Origin of the sequence: Catenibacterium sp. AM22-6LB (genome assembly GCF_003435615.1) — a bacterium.
Taxonomy (GTDB): Bacteria; Bacillota_I; Bacilli_A; order Erysipelotrichales; family Coprobacillaceae; genus Catenibacterium; species Catenibacterium mitsuoka_A.
Genome location: NZ_QTUM01000005.1, coordinates 51,414 through 68,458 on the forward strand (window position 1 = coordinate 51,414; position 17,045 = coordinate 68,458).

14 protein-coding genes, 2 tRNA genes and 1 other annotated feature are annotated in these 17,045 nt (G+C 34.6%); of the genes, 15 read left to right on the forward strand and 1 reads right to left on the reverse strand.

Features of this window, described 5'->3' with window-relative positions:
* Positions 1-46: 46 nt before the first annotated feature.
* The 5 genes from DW269_RS02495 (at position 47) to DW269_RS02515 (ending at position 4,208) form a co-directional block, all read left to right on the forward strand.
* Positions 47-1,183, forward strand: a complete 1,137-nt coding sequence (locus tag DW269_RS02495; protein ID WP_117458410.1) for a cysteine desulfurase family protein — start codon at positions 47-49, stop codon at positions 1,181-1,183.
* A 4-nt stretch (positions 1,184-1,187) separates the two neighbouring features.
* Positions 1,188-2,384, forward strand: a complete 1,197-nt coding sequence (thiI, locus tag DW269_RS02500) for a tRNA uracil 4-sulfurtransferase ThiI (protein ID WP_117458411.1) — start codon at positions 1,188-1,190, stop codon at positions 2,382-2,384.
* A gap of 83 nt (positions 2,385-2,467) precedes the next feature.
* Positions 2,468-2,543: transfer RNA gene (locus DW269_RS02505), tRNA-Lys, on the forward strand.
* 54 nt (positions 2,544-2,597) lie between these two features.
* Positions 2,598-2,673, forward strand: a tRNA-Lys gene (locus DW269_RS02510).
* A gap of 107 nt (positions 2,674-2,780) precedes the next feature.
* Positions 2,781-4,208, forward strand: a complete 1,428-nt coding sequence (locus DW269_RS02515; protein WP_158546290.1) for an HAD hydrolase-like protein — start codon at positions 2,781-2,783, stop codon at positions 4,206-4,208.
* 15 nt (positions 4,209-4,223) lie between these two features.
* Here DW269_RS02515 and DW269_RS02520 read toward each other — a convergent pair whose 3' ends face one another.
* Positions 4,224-4,757, reverse strand: a complete 534-nt coding sequence (locus DW269_RS02520; protein ID WP_117458413.1) for an NUDIX hydrolase — start codon at positions 4,755-4,757, stop codon at positions 4,224-4,226.
* 73 nt (positions 4,758-4,830) lie between these two features.
* Here DW269_RS02520 and DW269_RS02525 point away from each other — a divergent pair, with 73 nt between their 5' ends.
* The 10 genes from DW269_RS02525 (at position 4,831) to DW269_RS02570 (ending at position 16,346) form a co-directional block, all read left to right on the forward strand.
* Positions 4,831-5,799 carry an RluA family pseudouridine synthase gene (locus DW269_RS02525; protein ID WP_117458414.1) on the forward strand — a complete coding sequence of 323 codons (969 nt, stop codon included), beginning with the start codon at positions 4,831-4,833 and terminating at the stop codon, positions 5,797-5,799.
* 48 nt (positions 5,800-5,847) lie between these two features.
* A complete protein-coding gene (locus DW269_RS02530) occupies positions 5,848-6,774 on the forward strand; it encodes an ROK family protein (RefSeq protein ID WP_117458415.1) in 927 nt (308 codons plus the stop codon).
* A 61-nt stretch (positions 6,775-6,835) separates the two neighbouring features.
* On the forward strand, positions 6,836-7,966 hold the full coding sequence (gene mnmA / locus DW269_RS02535) for a tRNA 2-thiouridine(34) synthase MnmA (protein WP_117458416.1): 1,131 nt from the start codon (positions 6,836-6,838) through the stop codon (positions 7,964-7,966).
* Positions 7,966-10,155, forward strand: coding sequence for an ATP-dependent RecD-like DNA helicase (locus DW269_RS02540; RefSeq protein WP_117458417.1), 2,190 nt, complete (start codon positions 7,966-7,968; stop codon positions 10,153-10,155). Before mnmA ends, DW269_RS02540 begins: the two co-directional genes overlap by 1 nt.
* Before the next feature lie 146 nt (positions 10,156-10,301).
* Positions 10,302-11,273 carry a Na/Pi cotransporter family protein gene (locus DW269_RS02545; RefSeq protein ID WP_117458418.1) on the forward strand — a complete coding sequence of 324 codons (972 nt, stop codon included), beginning with the start codon at positions 10,302-10,304 and terminating at the stop codon, positions 11,271-11,273.
* 42 nt (positions 11,274-11,315) lie between these two features.
* Positions 11,316-11,513, forward strand: a binding site (T-box leader).
* Positions 11,514-11,546: 33 nt separating this feature from the next.
* Positions 11,547-14,153, forward strand: coding sequence for an alanine--tRNA ligase (alaS, locus tag DW269_RS02550; RefSeq protein WP_117458419.1), 2,607 nt, complete (start codon positions 11,547-11,549; stop codon positions 14,151-14,153).
* Between the two features lie 57 nt (positions 14,154-14,210).
* Positions 14,211-14,468 carry an IreB family regulatory phosphoprotein gene (locus DW269_RS02555; RefSeq protein ID WP_006506263.1) on the forward strand — a complete coding sequence of 86 codons (258 nt, stop codon included), beginning with the start codon at positions 14,211-14,213 and terminating at the stop codon, positions 14,466-14,468.
* Positions 14,468-14,890, forward strand: a complete 423-nt coding sequence (gene ruvX, locus DW269_RS02560) for a Holliday junction resolvase RuvX (RefSeq protein ID WP_006506262.1) — start codon at positions 14,468-14,470, stop codon at positions 14,888-14,890. Before DW269_RS02555 ends, ruvX begins: the two co-directional genes overlap by 1 nt.
* A gap of 3 nt (positions 14,891-14,893) precedes the next feature.
* On the forward strand, positions 14,894-15,217 hold the full coding sequence (locus DW269_RS02565) for a DUF1292 domain-containing protein (RefSeq protein WP_117458420.1): 324 nt from the start codon (positions 14,894-14,896) through the stop codon (positions 15,215-15,217).
* Between the two features lie 37 nt (positions 15,218-15,254).
* Positions 15,255-16,346 carry a beta-propeller fold lactonase family protein gene (locus tag DW269_RS02570; RefSeq protein ID WP_117458421.1) on the forward strand — a complete coding sequence of 364 codons (1,092 nt, stop codon included), beginning with the start codon at positions 15,255-15,257 and terminating at the stop codon, positions 16,344-16,346.
* The last annotated feature ends 699 nt before the right edge of the window (positions 16,347-17,045 follow it).

The following is a 17,045-nucleotide window of genomic DNA, read 5'->3' on the forward strand; positions in this document are numbered from 1 at the left end:
GGACTTTTTTCTTTTATATCGTTATTATTTAAGGCGAGGTGATTAGATGATTTATCTAGACTATGTAGCTACGACACCTCTTGATGAGGAAATACGCTCTACATATACAAAACTTTTAACAACTTATTTTGCGAATTCTGATTCTGCATATGCACCAGGTTACGAAGTAAGCCGTTTGATTGAGCAATCAAGAGCTCATATTGCGAAATTACTTCATGTTTCTCCTGATGAATTGATCTTTACATCATGTGCATCAGAATCCAACAATACAGCAATTAAAGGAACAGCTTTCCAATATATGAATAGAGGAAAGCATATTATTACAACAGCTTTTGAACATTCAAGTGTTGCCAATACATTTAAACAATTAGAGGAAGTGTTTGGTTTTGATGTAGATTATGTGTCTATTGATTCAAATGGACATCTTGATTTAAAAGAATTAGAATCTTTAATAAGAGAAGATACAATTCTTGTTTCTACAATGTATGTGAATAATGAAGTAGGAACAATTAATCCTATTCATAAAATTGCATCTATTGTACATAAAAAGAATCCTAAGACTAAATATCATGTAGATATGGTACAGGCTTTAGGTAAGCTTCCTATTACATTAGATGATATAGATTTAGCTACTTTCTCAGCTCATAAGGTATTTGGCTTAAAGGGAAGTGGATTACTCTATAAGAAGCGTACTGCAAGCATTGTGCCTCTTATTAACGGTGGCCAGCAGGAAAATGGCTTAAGAGGTGGTACTAGTAATGCATGCGTGGATATTGTACTCGCAAAGACAATGCGTAAAGCTATTGAATCACAAAAGAATCATTATGATTATGTAAAGTCACTAAATGACTATTTACGTGTACAATTAAGTGCGATGGACAATGTAGTGATTAACTCACCAGAGGATGCAAGTCCATTTATTTTAAACATTTCATGTCCACACTATAAACCAGAAGTTATTGTGCATGATTTAGAAACTAAAGGAATCTATATTTCTACTAAGAGTGCATGTTCAAGTAAAAAAGTAGAAATCTCTCATACACTTGCTGCTATGCATTTAGATCCCCTTGTTGGAACAAGTGCACTCAGACTCTCATTCTCACATCTCACTACAAAAGAGGAATTAGATACATTCCTAGATGCATTAAAAGATACATTAAATAGAATTAAGAAACAGAGGTAATTAGATGAAACCAGATCATATCCTTGTCCGTTTTGGAGAATTAACTACAAAAGGAAAGAACCGTAAACTATTCATTAGAAAACTATTAAAGAATACAAAAGAAATACTTCATGACTATTCTGCCTTAGAATATGAATTAACATATGACCGTCTTTATATTTATTTAAATGAAGAAAATGCGGAAGAAGTAACAGATAAGTTAAAGACAATCTTTGGTATTCATAACTTTTCATTATGTTATAAGGTGGAACATGACTTAGAAAAAGCAAAAGAAGTTGTTACTTATATTATTGATCATGATGAAGGAAATACATTTAAGATTGATACCAAGAGACATGATAAATCATATCCTAAGAATTCTATTGAAATGAATAAAGAAATTGCAGGCTATGTATTCCATCATACAACTAAAGAATTATCTGTTGATGTACATAACCCAGATATCTTAGTGCGTGTAGAATATAGAAAAGATGCAATTTATATTATGGATAATATGATTCCAGGTGCAGGAGGCTATCCAGTAGGTATTGGTGGTAAAGCTTTATTAATGCTGTCTGGTGGTATTGATTCACCTGTGGCAGGTTATCTCACTATGAAGCGTGGTGTAGATATTGAATGTATTCATTATGCTTCTCCACCTTATACAAATGAAATGGCAAGAGAAAAGGTATTAGATCTAGTCAATGTCTTAAAAGACTATACACATGGCTCTATTAAAGTACATATCGTGCCATTTACTGATCTTCAGTTATCTGTATATGATCATTGTGATGAATCTTATGCTATGACAGTGATGCGTCGTATGATGTATAGAATTGCGGAAGGTGTTGCAAAGAAGAATGACTGCTTAGCTATAGTGAATGGTGAAAGTATCGGACAGGTCGCATCTCAGACACTTGAATCTATGAATACAATCAATCAGGTGATTACTACTCCAGTTATTCGTCCAGTCGCATGTATGGATAAACTAGAAATCATTAAGATTGCAGAAAAGATTGGTACATATGATATCTCTATTAGACCATTTGAAGACTGCTGTACAATCTTTACACCACATAATCCAGCTACTAAACCTAAGGCTTATAAAGCAGAAGGCTATGAAGCAGAATGGGACTTTGCATCAGAAGTACAGAAGTGTATTGATCATACAGAAACAATCATCATAAACTCTAAATATAAGAACAATGATGACTTGTTTTAAAAAAAAGTAAAAAAAGTTCATAAAGTAGTTGACGAAGTGTTCTTAATCGTGTAATATATAACTCGTCTGTTGAGGACACACCTCTCTCCGTAGCTCAGTTGGTAGAGCATCTGACTCTTAATCAGAGGGTCCACGGTTCGAGCCCGTGCGGGGAGACCATTTAAAATTTAACAGGATAAACCTGATATTCTTGATAGAAATATCAAGAACTATCTCTCCGTAGCTCAGTTGGTAGAGCATCTGACTCTTAATCAGAGGGTCCACGGTTCGAGCCCGTGCGGGGAGACCATTTGTAAACAATGCAGAACTTCGGTTCTGCTTTTTTGTTGTATATGATAGCATATCATTTGGGAATTTGCTATAATGGAGGTTAGATTAGGGAAAGGGGTATTATTTATGAGAGAGGATACAGAATTAAAACTAGCAATCATAGAACTGGATGGATGTATATTCCCCCTAAACAGACTCCGCTATAATTTCTATAAAAATTTATGTAAAAAGAAAAATATTACTGTCACTCCTGAAGAGTTCTATCATGCTTTAGGTAATATGTATTCAATGTATGAAACTCTTCCGCTTGCGACGACAATTAATAGCCAGAAGCTTAATGCAACTGTAGAAAAAGATTTATATAATTATTTGAACATGAAGGGTTTATCACCAAAAGATGGTGTTATTGAGTTATTTGAATACTTTCGTCAGAATAATATTCCAATTGCAATTGTTTCTACTCATAAAACTAAAACAGCTATTAATTATCTAGAACTTGGTTCTTTGTATCGTAAAGTTGATTATGTTATTGGATGTGATACAGATATTAAAGCACTTCCTTCAGAAGAACTGCTTGCTTATATTGATAAAAGATTCCAGGTAACACCTAAAGATACATTAGTCATTACTTCTATGAATAGTATTCTTCATTCAGCTAATAATATTGGAATGAATACTATTTATTTAAATGATTTGGTAGAAGCAGGAGATGATGAAATCAGTTGTTCTTATCAGGTAGCCAATACAATGTATGAAGCATTGAATGATATTCTTTTTGGTCGTTATGAAGATTATAAGATCTTTGAACCGCTTCTTGGTATGGACAAAGAGATGTCTGTTGCTAAATTAAAGGCTTTATTCGCAAACTTGCAGGAAGTTTATAAGGATGATCCTGACTTATTAAAAATCATTAAATCTACTTATATATCTAAACTCTCTGAACTCACTAAAGAACGTCCAAGACGTTTTACCTTCAGTGATGAAGATCTAGCAGAATTAGAAAAAGAAGAAGTAGAAGAACCTGTAGTAGAAGAAAAAAAAGAAGAACCTACCTCATTATCACTGAATGCGCAGGATACGGCTGCATTAAATGATGTCATCGCAAAGGTTATGGAAGCTGAAAACAATGCTCCAGAAGAAAAAGAAGAAGATAAAAAAGAACCAGTGGTAGAAGAACAAAAAAAGAAGCCTGATCATCATATTATTAATACTTTTATTAATATTAGTTATGTCTTATTATTATCATTGATGATTCTCTTACTTGGTTTAGTAGTTCATATTGCGTTAGGTAATATGATGGATCAGCCTGTTGTGAAGGTATTACATGCAATTAGTTTAGGTTATATTGATGTTGTTGAATCAATTTTTGAATTCATCTTCAATGGTCTTCATTCTATTACGAATGTTATTCCAGATTACTATACTTATATGAATGATAATACATTGATGACTCTTTCTGCTTTAAAGATGATTCATTGTTATATTATGAATGTAGTGATTGTTTCAATCGTAGAAGTGATTAAATACTCTATACTAAGTAAAAAGAGCTCTTAACCTAGAGCTCTTTTACTATTTGCAATGTTTTCTGTTATAAGCGTACATAACTGCAATGACAGTTTTACCATCAATAATGCGTCCATCAAAGATTGCTTTGTAAGCTTCATCGATAGGCATTTTAATGATATTTAAGAATTCATCTGCATCACACTGTAAAGAATCTTCTACTTCCTTGAAGTCTTCTGCTTCATATATTCTGAGTATTTCACTCGAATAACCAGGTGTAGGAAGCATCTTTAAGATAGGACGCATATTTTTAGCACGTCTGTTTGTTTCTTCCTCAAATTCACGATAACAGGCCTTATCAGGATCTTCTCCTAATTCTAGCTTACCTGCAGGTATTTCTAATGTATCGCATCTATTTGGATAACGGAACTGCTTTACAAGAATAATTTCATCATCCTCTATCGCAAGAATACATACACCACCATGGTGATACACACATTCACGTACGGCGGTATTACCGTCTTGTAATAATACATGTTCCTTAGTTACCTTTATGATGGCTCCATCATAAATTGTTGTTGAATCTATTTGTTTTTCCATGATTGTCACCTCGACTTTTATTATACCATAATCTAAGAGGTGTATGCTATAATGAGGGGGTAAAGGAGATATTATGAAAAAACTAGTAATCGATCAATATGATGATCATCAAAGAATAGATAAATACTTAAAGAAAGTGTTAGTCCAAGCACCTTCTTCACTTATATATAAAATGTTAAGAAAAAAAGATGTTAAAGTAAATGGCAAAAGAGTAAAGGAAAACTATATTCTTCATTCGGGAGATGAGGTGGAACTATTCTTATATGAAGATAAATTCAAGGAATACACAAAGCCTTTAACAATTTATGAGTTACCTATTACTTTTAAAGTTGTTTATGAAGATACACATATTCTTATTGTAGATAAACCTGCAGGATTGCTTGTTCATGAAGATATCAATGAATCAGTGAATACATTATCTAACCAGGTACTCACTTATTTATATCAGAAGGGTGAATATGATCCAGAAAAGAATATCAGCTTTACACCAGGTCCGGTGCACCGCTTAGACCGTAATACAAGTGGACTTGTCATCTTTGGTAAAGATATGCGTGCACTTCAGGATTTAAATACAATGATGAAAACAAGACAAGGCATTGAAAAGAAGTATCTTACTATTGCGATGGGACATATGAAGGATGCTACATTATCAGGATACGTCAAAAAGAATGAAGATGAAGGAAAGATGTATTTAGTAAAGAAAGATACACCGGGGGCTTTATCTATGAAAACAATAGTACATGTCTTAAAAAGATGTTCTACCTGTTCTTTAGTAGAAGTACAGCTTATTACTGGTCGTACACATCAGATTCGTATTCATTTAAGTGCGACAGGACATCCGGTTATGGGTGATAGTAAATATGGAGATTTTGAATGGAATAAGGAAGTAAAGAAAAAATTTCATCTCAATCATCAGTTCCTCCATGCTTATCAATTAACTTTTGTGGATCCGATAGGCTCTATGAGCTACTTAAAAGGTAAAACGGTTACATCACAGTTACCAGAACAGTTAGAAAAGATACAAAAAGAACTTTTTTCATAGCGTGGAAGTGTAATATGTAATATAATATTTCAAGGAGGTATATTGAACATGAAGTATTATATTGGAATTGATTTAGGTGGTACAAACGTAAGAACTTTACTTGTTGATGAAAATGGTCAGTCATATAGTGAAGTGAAGGATGCTACTGAAAGAGAAAAAGGTCCAGATGCTGTTACTGCAAAAATCTGTCGTCAGATTGAAGCAATCGATTATACAGTATGTGGTGGTATTGAAAATGTAGAAGGTATTGGTATTGGTGTACCTGGACCGGTTGATGTTGTAAAGGGTGTTATGATTATGGCAAGTAACCTTCCTGGTTTTGAAAATTACCCAATTGCTGAAAAGTTATCTACAAAATTCAATAAACCTGTATTCTTAGATAATGATGCAAATGTTGCAGGTCTTGCTGAAGCAGTATTAGGTGCTGGTAAGAATTATCCAACTTGTTATTATGTAACAGTTTCTACTGGTATTGGTGGCGCTTTCACAGTCAATAAACAGTTAATCTCTGGTGGTAGAGGACATGCTGGTGAAATCGGTAATATCATCGTTAAGAATAATGGTTATAAGCAGGGTGCTTTAAACCCAGGTGCTGCAGAAGGAGAATGTTCTGGTACTGCAATCACTAGAAAGGGTCAGGAAGCTCTTGGTAAAGATTTAGTACATCATGCAGGTGATGTATTTAGATTAGCTGCTGAAGGTAATGAAACAGCTCAGGGTATTACGGATGAATGCATTAGTGAACTTGCTACATTATTCGCAAATATCGCACATACAGTTGATCCACATTGCTTTGTAGTAGGTGGTGGTGTTATGAAGTCTAAGAAGTATTTCCTAGATCAATTAACAAAAGAATTCAATCAGAAGATTCATGTAGGTATGAGAAATCATATTCCACTACTTGAAACAGAATTAGAAGACTGTGGTGCTATCGGTGCTGCAATGCTTCCAATGACAAGAATGAAGGCAGAATAATAGGAGGCTCTTTCAAGAGCCTTTTTTGTGTGGTAGAATACTAGACAAAGGGAGGTAGAACATGAAAAGAGTTGTACTTGGATTAAGTGGCGGTGTGGATAGTGCCGTTGCTGCTTATTTATTAAAGAAACAAGGTTACGAAGTAATCTGTGTATTTATGAGAAACTGGGATAGTTCATTAAATAATGATATTCTAGGAAACCCTACAAATGATGATGATGTATGTCCACAGGAAAAAGATTATTTAGATGCACAGGCAGTTGCATCACATTTAGGACTTGAAATCCGTAGAGTGGATTTTATTAAAGAATACTGGGATCAGGTTTTTACATATTTCTTAGAAGAATATGCAAAAGGACGCACACCTAATCCAGATATCCTATGTAATAAACATATTAAATTTAAAGCTTTCTTAGATTATGCTAAGTCTATTGATGCTGATTACATTGCGACAGGACATTATGCCCGTGTTGTACATACTGAAGGAAAAGAATCAGTGATGCTTCGTGGTGTAGATAATAATAAGGATCAGACTTATTTCTTATGTCAATTGAATCAGAATCAGTTAAATAACTCATTGTTCCCAATTGGTGAATTCACTAAACCAGAAGTAAGACAAATTGCAGAAGAACTTGATCTTCCTGTAGCACATAAAAAGGACTCTACAGGAATCTGTTTCATTGGTGAAAGAGATTTTAGAGAATTCTTAAAAAACTATATTCCGGCTAAATCAGGCAAGATGGTAGATATTGTCTCTAAGAAGGTTATTGGTGAACATCAGGGTATTATGTATTATACAATCGGGCAGAGAAAAGGTTTAGGTATTGGTGGTAATGGTGAACCTTGGTTTGTCGTAGGAAAAGATTATGACAAGAATATTCTTTATATTGCTCAGGGTGATAGTAATAAATGGTTATTATCTCATGGTGCATTGATTACTGATGTCAACTGGATCTCTGCAACAAAGCCAGAAGGTGAATATGACTGTACTGCTAAGTTTAGATATCGTCAGAAGGATAATGATGTTTCATTACACTTTATTGATGAAACAACACTTTATGTTACATTTAAGAAACCAATTAAGGCTGTCACTCCAGGTCAGGCTGCTGTCTTCTATGATGGAGATGTATGTCTAGGTGGAGGTACAATTGATAAAGTCTATAAAGACGGCAAGGAGATTGACTATTTATAATGGAAGAATACGAAGGCATTATTAGTAAAGTTATTTTCTATAATCCAGAAAATAAATATATAGTAGCAGCTTTTGAGACAGATGATGAAAAATTCACTATTATAGGAAATATGTCCTATGTAAATAATGATGATCGTTATCGTATTAAAGGAAGCTATATCACACATCCCCGTTATGGTAAACAATTCAAAGTGTCTTCTTATGAAATAATTCTAGCGGATGATCGAAGTGAGATTATCCGCTATCTTTCTTCATCACTCTTTAAGGGAGTAGGTAAGAAGACGGCTGAAAGAATTGTGGATGCATTAGGGGAGGAAGCCTTAACTCTTATTAAGGATAATCCTGATTGTTTAAATAATATTCCCAATGTTACAGAAACAATTAAGAAGAATATTGTAGGTGTATTGACAAGTCAGGATTATGATCAACAGGTTTTATCTTTCTTTATGGGAAATGGTATTTCTACTCGTAATTTACCACTCATTCAAAACTTCTATAAAGATAAGACACTTGATGTATTACAAAATGATCCATATCGCCTCATTGATGATATAGAAGGTATTGGTTTTAAAAGTGTTGATGAACTTGCAATGAAAACAGGTGTAGAACCATTAGATGATAAACGTATCCAGGCAGGTATACTAGCTTCTTTAATGGATTTATGTTTCCAGACAGGAAGCACCTATAGTGATTATGAATCCTTTTATCATCACTTTAGACGTATGTTACCTGAATGTCCTGATGATTTATTTGCGAAGAATCTAGACCAAATCATAGCTAATAAGGTTATTCAGGAAGAAGACCGTTATTATCCAAGAGATTTGTATGAAAGTGAGACAATGATTGCGGAAAAGTTTGAACGTTATCTTAAACAATCAACGCAGTCTATTGAAGATTCCGTCATTGATGAAAAGATTAAAAGAACAGAAGAATTACAGGGTATTACTTATGATGAAATACAGAAGAATGCGATTAAGAAGTTTTTAGAAGAATCAGCACTTATTTTAACAGGTGGTCCTGGTACTGGTAAAACAACGATTGTACAAGCTATATTAAAGGTTTATCGTTCATTATATCCTGATGAAAAGATAGGACTCGTAGCTCCTACAGGGCGTGCAGCAAAACGATTATCAGAACTTACTAAACTAGAAGCATCTACTATTCACAGATTATTAAAATGGGATATTTCTACCAATACATTTTCTATGAACTCGGATCATCCATTAGATATTGATTTGCTTGTCATTGATGAGTTCTCAATGGTTGATTCACTCTTATTTTCTAAATTATTAGATGCTTGTGCTCATGTACATAAAATATTACTTATTGGTGATGACCAGCAGCTTCCATCAGTATCACCAGGTAACGTCTTAAAGGATATGTTATTGAGTGGTATTCCACATATCTGCTTACAGACAATCTATCGTCAAGAAGAAGGCAGTGGTATTGTCGCATTGTCTCATGATATCAGAAATGATCATTATGATTCTCGTGTTTTCGAAGATTATCGAGATATTCATTTTACAGTATGTCCTAACAAGGATGTTGCACAATGTGTGCAGACTATTGTGAAAAAAGCGGTAGAAGAGGGATATGATGCATCCGATGTACAGGTATTAGCACCTATGTATAGAGGTGTAGCAGGTATAGATGCTTTAAATGAATCTTTACAGGCTATGTTTAACCCGCCAACAAGTGATAAAGCTGAAATCAAAGTGGGTGGTAAGATCTTTAGAGAAGGAGATAAGCTTCTTCAATTAAAAAATCGTCCTGATGATGATGTTTATAATGGGGATGTAGGAATCTTAGTAGAAATTGAAAAGAAAGAAGATACTGGATTATCTTATGATACTCTCACTGTTGATTTTGATGGGCAGTTTGTAAACTACCGTACGACTGAATTCAATATGTTAAGACATGCTTATTGTATGTCTGTTCATAAATCTCAGGGTAATGAATTTAAGATTGTTATTATGTCAGTACTTCCAGAATACAGCATTATGATGAAGAAAAACTTATTATATACAGGTATCACAAGAGCCAAGCAGTCTTTATTTATCCTAGGAGATCATAATGTCTTTATTCGTGGCCTTCATAATAATCAGGATGAACAAAGACGTACAACATTACTCAAACGTTTTCAGGAGAGACATAAAACTTCTTCTTTTTCGATATCTGACTTCGAATAATCAAGTAAATAGTTCGTTAAAAACATTAAATTTAAGTTATTTTTGTAAAGTACTTTACATAAACTTAAGATTATTTTAACATTTAGTTAACGACATTTACGTAGAGACACGTTATAATGTAGTGGTAAAAGAAGGAAAACGAGATTATGAAAATAACGAATTGGCTTGACTTATTAGGTGGGCTAGCACTCTTTTTGTATGGAATGCAGGTTTTGAGTGATTCCTTAGAAGATGCTGCAGGTGACCGCTTAAAAACTATCTTAGAAAAACTAACAAATACAAAATTTAAAGGTGTTCTTGTCGGAATCGGTGTAACAGCTGCTGTACAGAGTTCTTCTGCAGTGACTGTTATGTTGATCGGTTTCATGAATGCCAGCTTAATGACATTAAACAGATGTATCTGGGTTGTAATGGGTTCTAATATCGGTACAACTATTACAGCACAGATGATTGCGATTAATGTAGGTGTTGTCGCACCGGTCTTTGCAGTTGTGGGTGTCTTCATGTGCTTATTCTTTAAGAATCGTAATGTGAGAGGTATTGGTTCAGTTATGACTGGATTTGGTATTCTCTTCATGGGGCTTAATATGATGAGCGCGGCCGTTGTGCCACTTCAGAAGGAACCTGTCTTTATTAAATTAATGACAACTCTTTCTAATCCAATACTTGCCGTATTATTTGCAGCTGCCTTTACTGCTTTGATCCAGTCTTCTGGAGCTGCAGTAGGTATTCTATCTGCACTTGCAACTAAAGGCTTAGTGCCATTTAGTACAGCAGCATTCATGGTATGTGGATTAAATATCGGTACTTGTATTACTGCCGTTCTTGCATCAGTGACTGGATGTAGAAACTCTAAGCGTATTGCGACATTCCATGTCCTATTTAACTTAGTAGGTACAATCTTCTTCTTGATTATATGTTCTGCTACACCATTATTATCATGGATTGCACAATTTTCTGGAACTCCAGCACATCAGGTGGCTAACTTCCATACAGTATTCAATATTGTAACTACAGTAATCATGTTACCATTTGATGCAGTATTTATGAAACTGATCTACAAGTTATTACCAATCAAGGGTGAAATGCTTGCAGAAGGTTCTTTAATCGAAGAATAGAGATAAGGCTTGCGCCTTATCTTTTTTTTATGTATAATAGGGGCATAATCGTTGAGAAAGACAAGTACTTCATAGAGGTCTTAAGAGAGAGAACGGGTGGTGTGAGTTCTTGGGTGTATGAAGGAAGGCTCCTTTCGAGAGTGATGTAAACATCAACGTATGACTGCGTTAAAGTCATAAAGGGCATAGATATATTTATCTATGAATAAGGATGGTACCGCGATTTAAGTCGTTCCTTTTAAGGAATGGCTTTTTTTATTTTAGGAGGATATTATGAAAAAGTTAACAGGTAATCAGACTCGTGCATTATTCCTTGAATATTTCAAGAAACAGGGACATATGGTTGAACCAAGTGCTTCATTGATTCCCCATGATGACCCAACATTATTATGGATCAATGCAGGTGTAGCGGCATTAAAGAAATATTTTGATGGTACAGAAAAACCAGCATGTAATCGTATCACAAATGCACAGAAATCTATTCGTACAAACGATATTGAAAATGTAGGGAAGACAGCACGTCACCATACATTCTTTGAAATGTTAGGTAACTTCTCTATTGGTGACTATTTTAAGACAGAAGCAATTCATTTTGCATGGGAATTCTTAACAGGTGAAGAATGGCTTGCTTTTGATAAAGATAAACTATATATCACTGTTTATACAGATGATGCAGATGCATACAATGTATGGACTAAAGAATGTGGTGTAGATCCATCACATATCTTAAAGACTGCAGATAACTTCTGGGAAATTGGTGCAGGACCTGGTGGACCAGATAGTGAAATCTTCTATGACCGTGGAGAAAAATATGACCCAGATCATATCGGTGAAAGACTATTCTTTGAAGAAATGGAAAATGACCGTTATGTAGAAATCTGGAATATCGTATTCTCTCAGTTTGATTGTGATCCTACAATTGATCGTAAAGATTATAAAGAATTACCACATAAGAATATTGATACTGGTATGGGTCTTGAAAGAATTACTTCAATCATCCAGGAAGGTGAAACAAACTTCGATACAGACTTATTCTTACCGATCATTCATGCAGCTGAAGAACTAGCTGATGTGAAGTATGCAGAAGATAAAATGGCTTATAGAGTTATTGCCGACCATATCCGTACTGTTACATTCGCATTAAGTGATGGGGCTATGTTTGACCGTGCTGGACGTGGTTATGTATTAAGAAGAATTTTAAGAAGAGCTGTTCGTTATGGTAAAAACATTGGTATCGATAAGCCTTTCTTATATACTTTAGTAGATGTTGTAGTAGATAACATGAAAGAATTCTATGATTATCTTCCAGAAAAAGCAGAATTCGTTAAGGAAGCTGTTAAGAAAGAAGAAGTGGCATTCCATAAGACATTATCTCAGGGTGAAAAGAAGATCAAAGATGTTATTGCACACTCTGATAATAAGGTAATTGATGGTTCTACTGCTTTCATGTTATATGATACATATGGTTTCCCATTAGAATTAACTATTGAAATCGCAGAAGAATCTGGATTCACTGTTGATAGTGAAGGATTCCAGGTAGAAATGAAAGCACAGCAGGATCGTGCTCGTGCAGCCCGTGGTGAAAGAGAATCAATGGCTTCTCAGAAGATTGATTTAATGGATTTCACTACACCTTCTACTTTTGTTTATGACACAGCACCTTGTAAGACTACAGTTATAGGTTTATTCAAAGATGGAGAAAAGGTGGATGAACTTTCTGATGAAGGTGAAATCATCGTTGAAACAACTAACTTCTATGCTGAAATGGGTGGTCAGTGTGCAGATACAGGTTCTTCTCATTCAGATCAGTTTGATGCAGAAGTCACTAATGTATTAAAGGCTCCTAATGGTCAGCATTTACATTATATTAAATTAACGAGTGGCAGCGTACATGTAGGTGATACTGTAGAACTCACAGTGGATACAGCACGTCGTGCATTAATTGAAAATAACCATACAGCCACACATTTATTAGATGCTGCATTAAAGAATGTCTTAGGCGCACATGTTGGTCAGGCTGGTTCTTACTTAGATGAAAACAGATTACGTTTTGACTTCACTCATCCATCAAAGATGACAAAAGAAGAATTAACAGCTGTAGAAGATATGGTCAATGAATATATCTTCAAGGGTGTTGATGTAGATGTTAAAGAAATGCCTAAGGAAGAAGCCATCAGTGCAGGAGCAACAGCTTTATTTGATGAAAAATATGGTGATGTTGTAAGGGTTGTACGTGTAGGTGACTTCTCAGTAGAATTATGTGGTGGTACACATGTTTCTAATACTGCAAAGATTGGTTTATTCAAGATTGAAATGGAAACTTCAGTTGGTTCTGGTGTAAGAAGAATTGAAGCTGTTACTAACTTAGCTGCTTATAAAGCATTAAGAAAATCTGAAGAAACTTTAGAAGAAGTAGGTACAGTACTTAAGGCAAATGATTTCAATAAGATCGTAGAAAAAGCTGAAAGCACAATGACTACACTTAATACAATGAAAAAAGAAATCGAAACATTAACTAGTAAGTTAAATGCTTTAGAAGCAAAGAACCAGGCTTCTCAGGTTGAAGAAGTGAATGGTGTGAAGTTCCTTTATACTCATGTAGAAAAAGATAATGCAGCCGCTAAACAGATGGCATTTGATTTTAGAGACCAGTTAGGTAGTGGTGTTGTAGTAGTAACTAGTACTTTTGAAGGTAAGAATTCTTACTTTGTAGGTATTACTAAAGATCTTACAAATACATATAAAGCAGGTGTCTTAGTAAAGGCTATGAATGAAGTTCTTGATGGCCGTGGTGGAGGAAAACCTGATTTCGCTCAGGGTGGTGCACCAACACTAGATAAGATTGATGAAGCAGTTGCTGCAGTGAAATCTAAATTGTAAAAAATTTGAATTTTATCTTCGTTTATACTAAAATAAGTGATATAGGGAGGGTTCATTATGGCACAAGATTATACACAGACAAGAGTATTTAACTCAGAAGATCTCAAACGAGAAGTAATTAGAAACAACTTAATGACAGTTGCTGAGGCTTTAGAAGAAAGAGGATATAATGCAGTTCACCAGATTGCAGGTTATCTTATTTCTAATGATCCTGCTTATATTTCAAGTCATAAGAGTGCAAGATCTATTATTCAGCAAGCTGATCGTGATGAAATTATTGAAGAACTTGTAAAGTTCTATTTGGAGTCTAAATAGTGGAAAAGATATTAGGACTTGATTTAGGATCACGTACTTGCGGTGTTGCGATAAGTGATACATTAGGAATGCTTGCACATGGTGTAGAAACTTATCATTTCAGCGAAAACGCATATAAGAAATGTGCTTATCATATCAAGAATATCGTAGAAGAGAATAATATTCATACAATTGTCTTAGGATTACCTAAGCATATGAATGGTGATCTTGGTGAACGTGCACAGATTTCTATTGATTTTAAAGAACGTTTAGAGAAGATGATGGATGTTGAAGTTATTCTGGAAGATGAAAGATTAACAACTGTTATTGCGACAAATAATCTTATTTTTGGTGATGTTTCAAGAAAGAAACGTAAACAGGTTGTTGATAAGATGGCAGCAGTTGAAATTCTTCAGGGGTATCTTGATAAGATAAGGAGATAAGCAATGGACGATAATAAAATTGTGATTACCGATAATAACGGGGAAGAAAATGTGTTTAAAATTCTTTTCACTTATGAAGATGAAGAGAATGGAAATAAATATGTCATGTATTATAGTGAAGAAGATGATGAGCAGATCTTTGCATCTCGATATGATGGTGATAATCATCTATATGATATTGAAGATCCAGCTGAATGGGAGCGTCTAGAAGAAGTTCTAGAAGACTTCAATATGCATGATGAAGAAGAAACAGATGATAAATGTGATGGCTGTGTATGCGAAGATGGGGACTGCGTCACAGATTGTTCTGAATGTGATAAGAACTAGGTAACAACCGTTACCTAGTTTTAGTAAGGAGATTATTATGGGACTTTTTAGTAAAACAAAAACAGTAGATATTTTCTTTGTAGGCAGCGAAGGAACAGATCTTGATCGTGGTATTTATGCATTCTATCTTAATGTAGATAATGGAGAAATCATCAAGAAATCATTCATTAAGTCTCTAGCTAGCCCTCTCGCAATGAATAGACAAGGACGTTTCATGTATTTAACTTACCGTAATGGGACAGGACGTGCTCAGGATGGTGGTATCTGGCAGTATGCCTGCATGGAAACTCAGTTAGGACTTGCAGCAAGAATCGGTAATGAAGGACGTACATATATCCAGACTGTCTTAAATAAAGATCGTGATTATGCTTATGCGATTGATTATTATAATGGTGAAGTAGTCACTATACCAATTAAGACTTCTAAAATCATTAGAGTATCAAAAACAGTAAAGTTAGATGGTCATAGTATTGATCCAGTCAAACAAACTGAATCTCATCCTACATTTATGACATTCACTCCAGATAATACAAAACTTATTGTCACTGATTTAGGTGGTGATGAAGTCATCTTCTTTACTGAAGGTGAAAAGGGTGAACTTACTAAGGATGAAGAATTATCATTTAAGTTAAATCCTGGAAGTGGACCATTAAAACTTGTTTATTCTAGTAACCGTAAATTTGCCTATATCCTCAATCAAATCTCAAGCACTATTACATGTTATGCTGTAAAGCATAATAAGTTTACTTTAGTAGATGAAGTGATGACTTATTCTAAGGATGAATATGATGGTGTCAATACACCAATGGATATGGTTATTACTGAAAATGGACGTTTTATCTTTGTGATCAATAAAGGTGATGATACAATTGTTGCCTTTGAAAGAGATAAAGAAACTGGAAAGCTTACAAGAGTGGATTGTATGGAAACAGATGAAGGACCTAAGTCTCTACTCTTATTTAGAGATAAGTACTTACTTGTTGCGTGTAAACAGGGTGGATCACTTGAAAGCTTTGAAATCAAAGAAGATGAAAAGCGTGCTGTTTTATATGAAACACATTATCAATTCACAATCCATGCCCCAGTATGTATGGAAAAAGGTACAGAAAACTTACGTGTAGTTAAATAAGGCATTTTCATGCCTTATTTTTTGTGCGACAGGCAGTCGCTTATATGTCATGTCAACAGGGGCATGACATTTTCTACTAATAAATGATTATTCAAGATAGGTTTCTATTAACTTGAAATGTGTCATGGAATGTAGAAATCCTGTAGGTTAAAGTCCTACCTCGTGCGCGCTAGTGCTATTCGAGAAGTCTAATCTAGTGCATCAACGTAAGGCGGTGTATGAAGGAGATGCAGTATTCGAGAGAACTGTAGATGAAATATCAGGCCGAAACGAAGTGTGAACTGAAAGTGCGGCAGTAGAATGTGTGACGACATTGCGAAGAATGTGGAAGTCTATTCACTGTGTTACCAATGAACTAGTCGATAACATAGGCCTTCTATTGTGAAGTCAGTTGGCATGATATTAAGGAAATAGCGATGACCCTGTGAGACCTTATGACTACTTGGTATACAACAAGGTACTTATCTATAAGAGCAATTCGAAGTGATAAGTACGTCATGAGGAGTCAGACACTCTCATAGTAGTGAACGATATTGATGCAACATAACATCAATGTAGCGAAGGGGAGTGACCTTTTACGTTCTTACTAGAATCTATTCATAATGGTAAGAATGACGGTACTTAGGTACAAACGAATTCAAAGTATGATAGAGGGAAAGGAGAAATTTTACTTTAATTTATGGAACCATTAATGAACAA

Excerpts from the sequence above, each read along its gene's own strand:
- alaS (WP_117458419.1), top strand. The coding sequence starts at position 11,547 with ATGAAAAAGTTAACAGGTAATCAGACTCGTGCATTATTCCTTGAATAT.
- DW269_RS02525 (WP_117458414.1), top strand. The coding sequence starts at position 4,831 with ATGAAAAAACTAGTAATCGATCAATATGATGATCATCAAAGAATAGAT.
- DW269_RS02565 (WP_117458420.1), top strand. The coding sequence starts at position 14,894 with ATGGACGATAATAAAATTGTGATTACCGATAATAACGGGGAAGAAAAT.
- DW269_RS02570 (WP_117458421.1), top strand. The coding sequence starts at position 15,255 with ATGGGACTTTTTAGTAAAACAAAAACAGTAGATATTTTCTTTGTAGGC.
- DW269_RS02530 (WP_117458415.1), top strand. The coding sequence starts at position 5,848 with ATGAAGTATTATATTGGAATTGATTTAGGTGGTACAAACGTAAGAACT.
- DW269_RS02515 (WP_158546290.1), top strand. The coding sequence starts at position 2,781 with ATGAGAGAGGATACAGAATTAAAACTAGCAATCATAGAACTGGATGGA.
- DW269_RS02495 (WP_117458410.1), top strand. The coding sequence starts at position 47 with ATGATTTATCTAGACTATGTAGCTACGACACCTCTTGATGAGGAAATA.
- mnmA (WP_117458416.1), top strand. The coding sequence starts at position 6,836 with ATGAAAAGAGTTGTACTTGGATTAAGTGGCGGTGTGGATAGTGCCGTT.
- DW269_RS02520 (WP_117458413.1), bottom strand. The coding sequence starts at position 4,757 with ATGGAAAAACAAATAGATTCAACAACAATTTATGATGGAGCCATCATA.
- DW269_RS02545 (WP_117458418.1), top strand. The coding sequence starts at position 10,302 with ATGAAAATAACGAATTGGCTTGACTTATTAGGTGGGCTAGCACTCTTT.
- thiI (WP_117458411.1), top strand. The coding sequence starts at position 1,188 with ATGAAACCAGATCATATCCTTGTCCGTTTTGGAGAATTAACTACAAAA.
- DW269_RS02555 (WP_006506263.1), top strand. The coding sequence starts at position 14,211 with ATGGCACAAGATTATACACAGACAAGAGTATTTAACTCAGAAGATCTC.
- DW269_RS02540 (WP_117458417.1), top strand. The coding sequence starts at position 7,966 with ATGGAAGAATACGAAGGCATTATTAGTAAAGTTATTTTCTATAATCCA.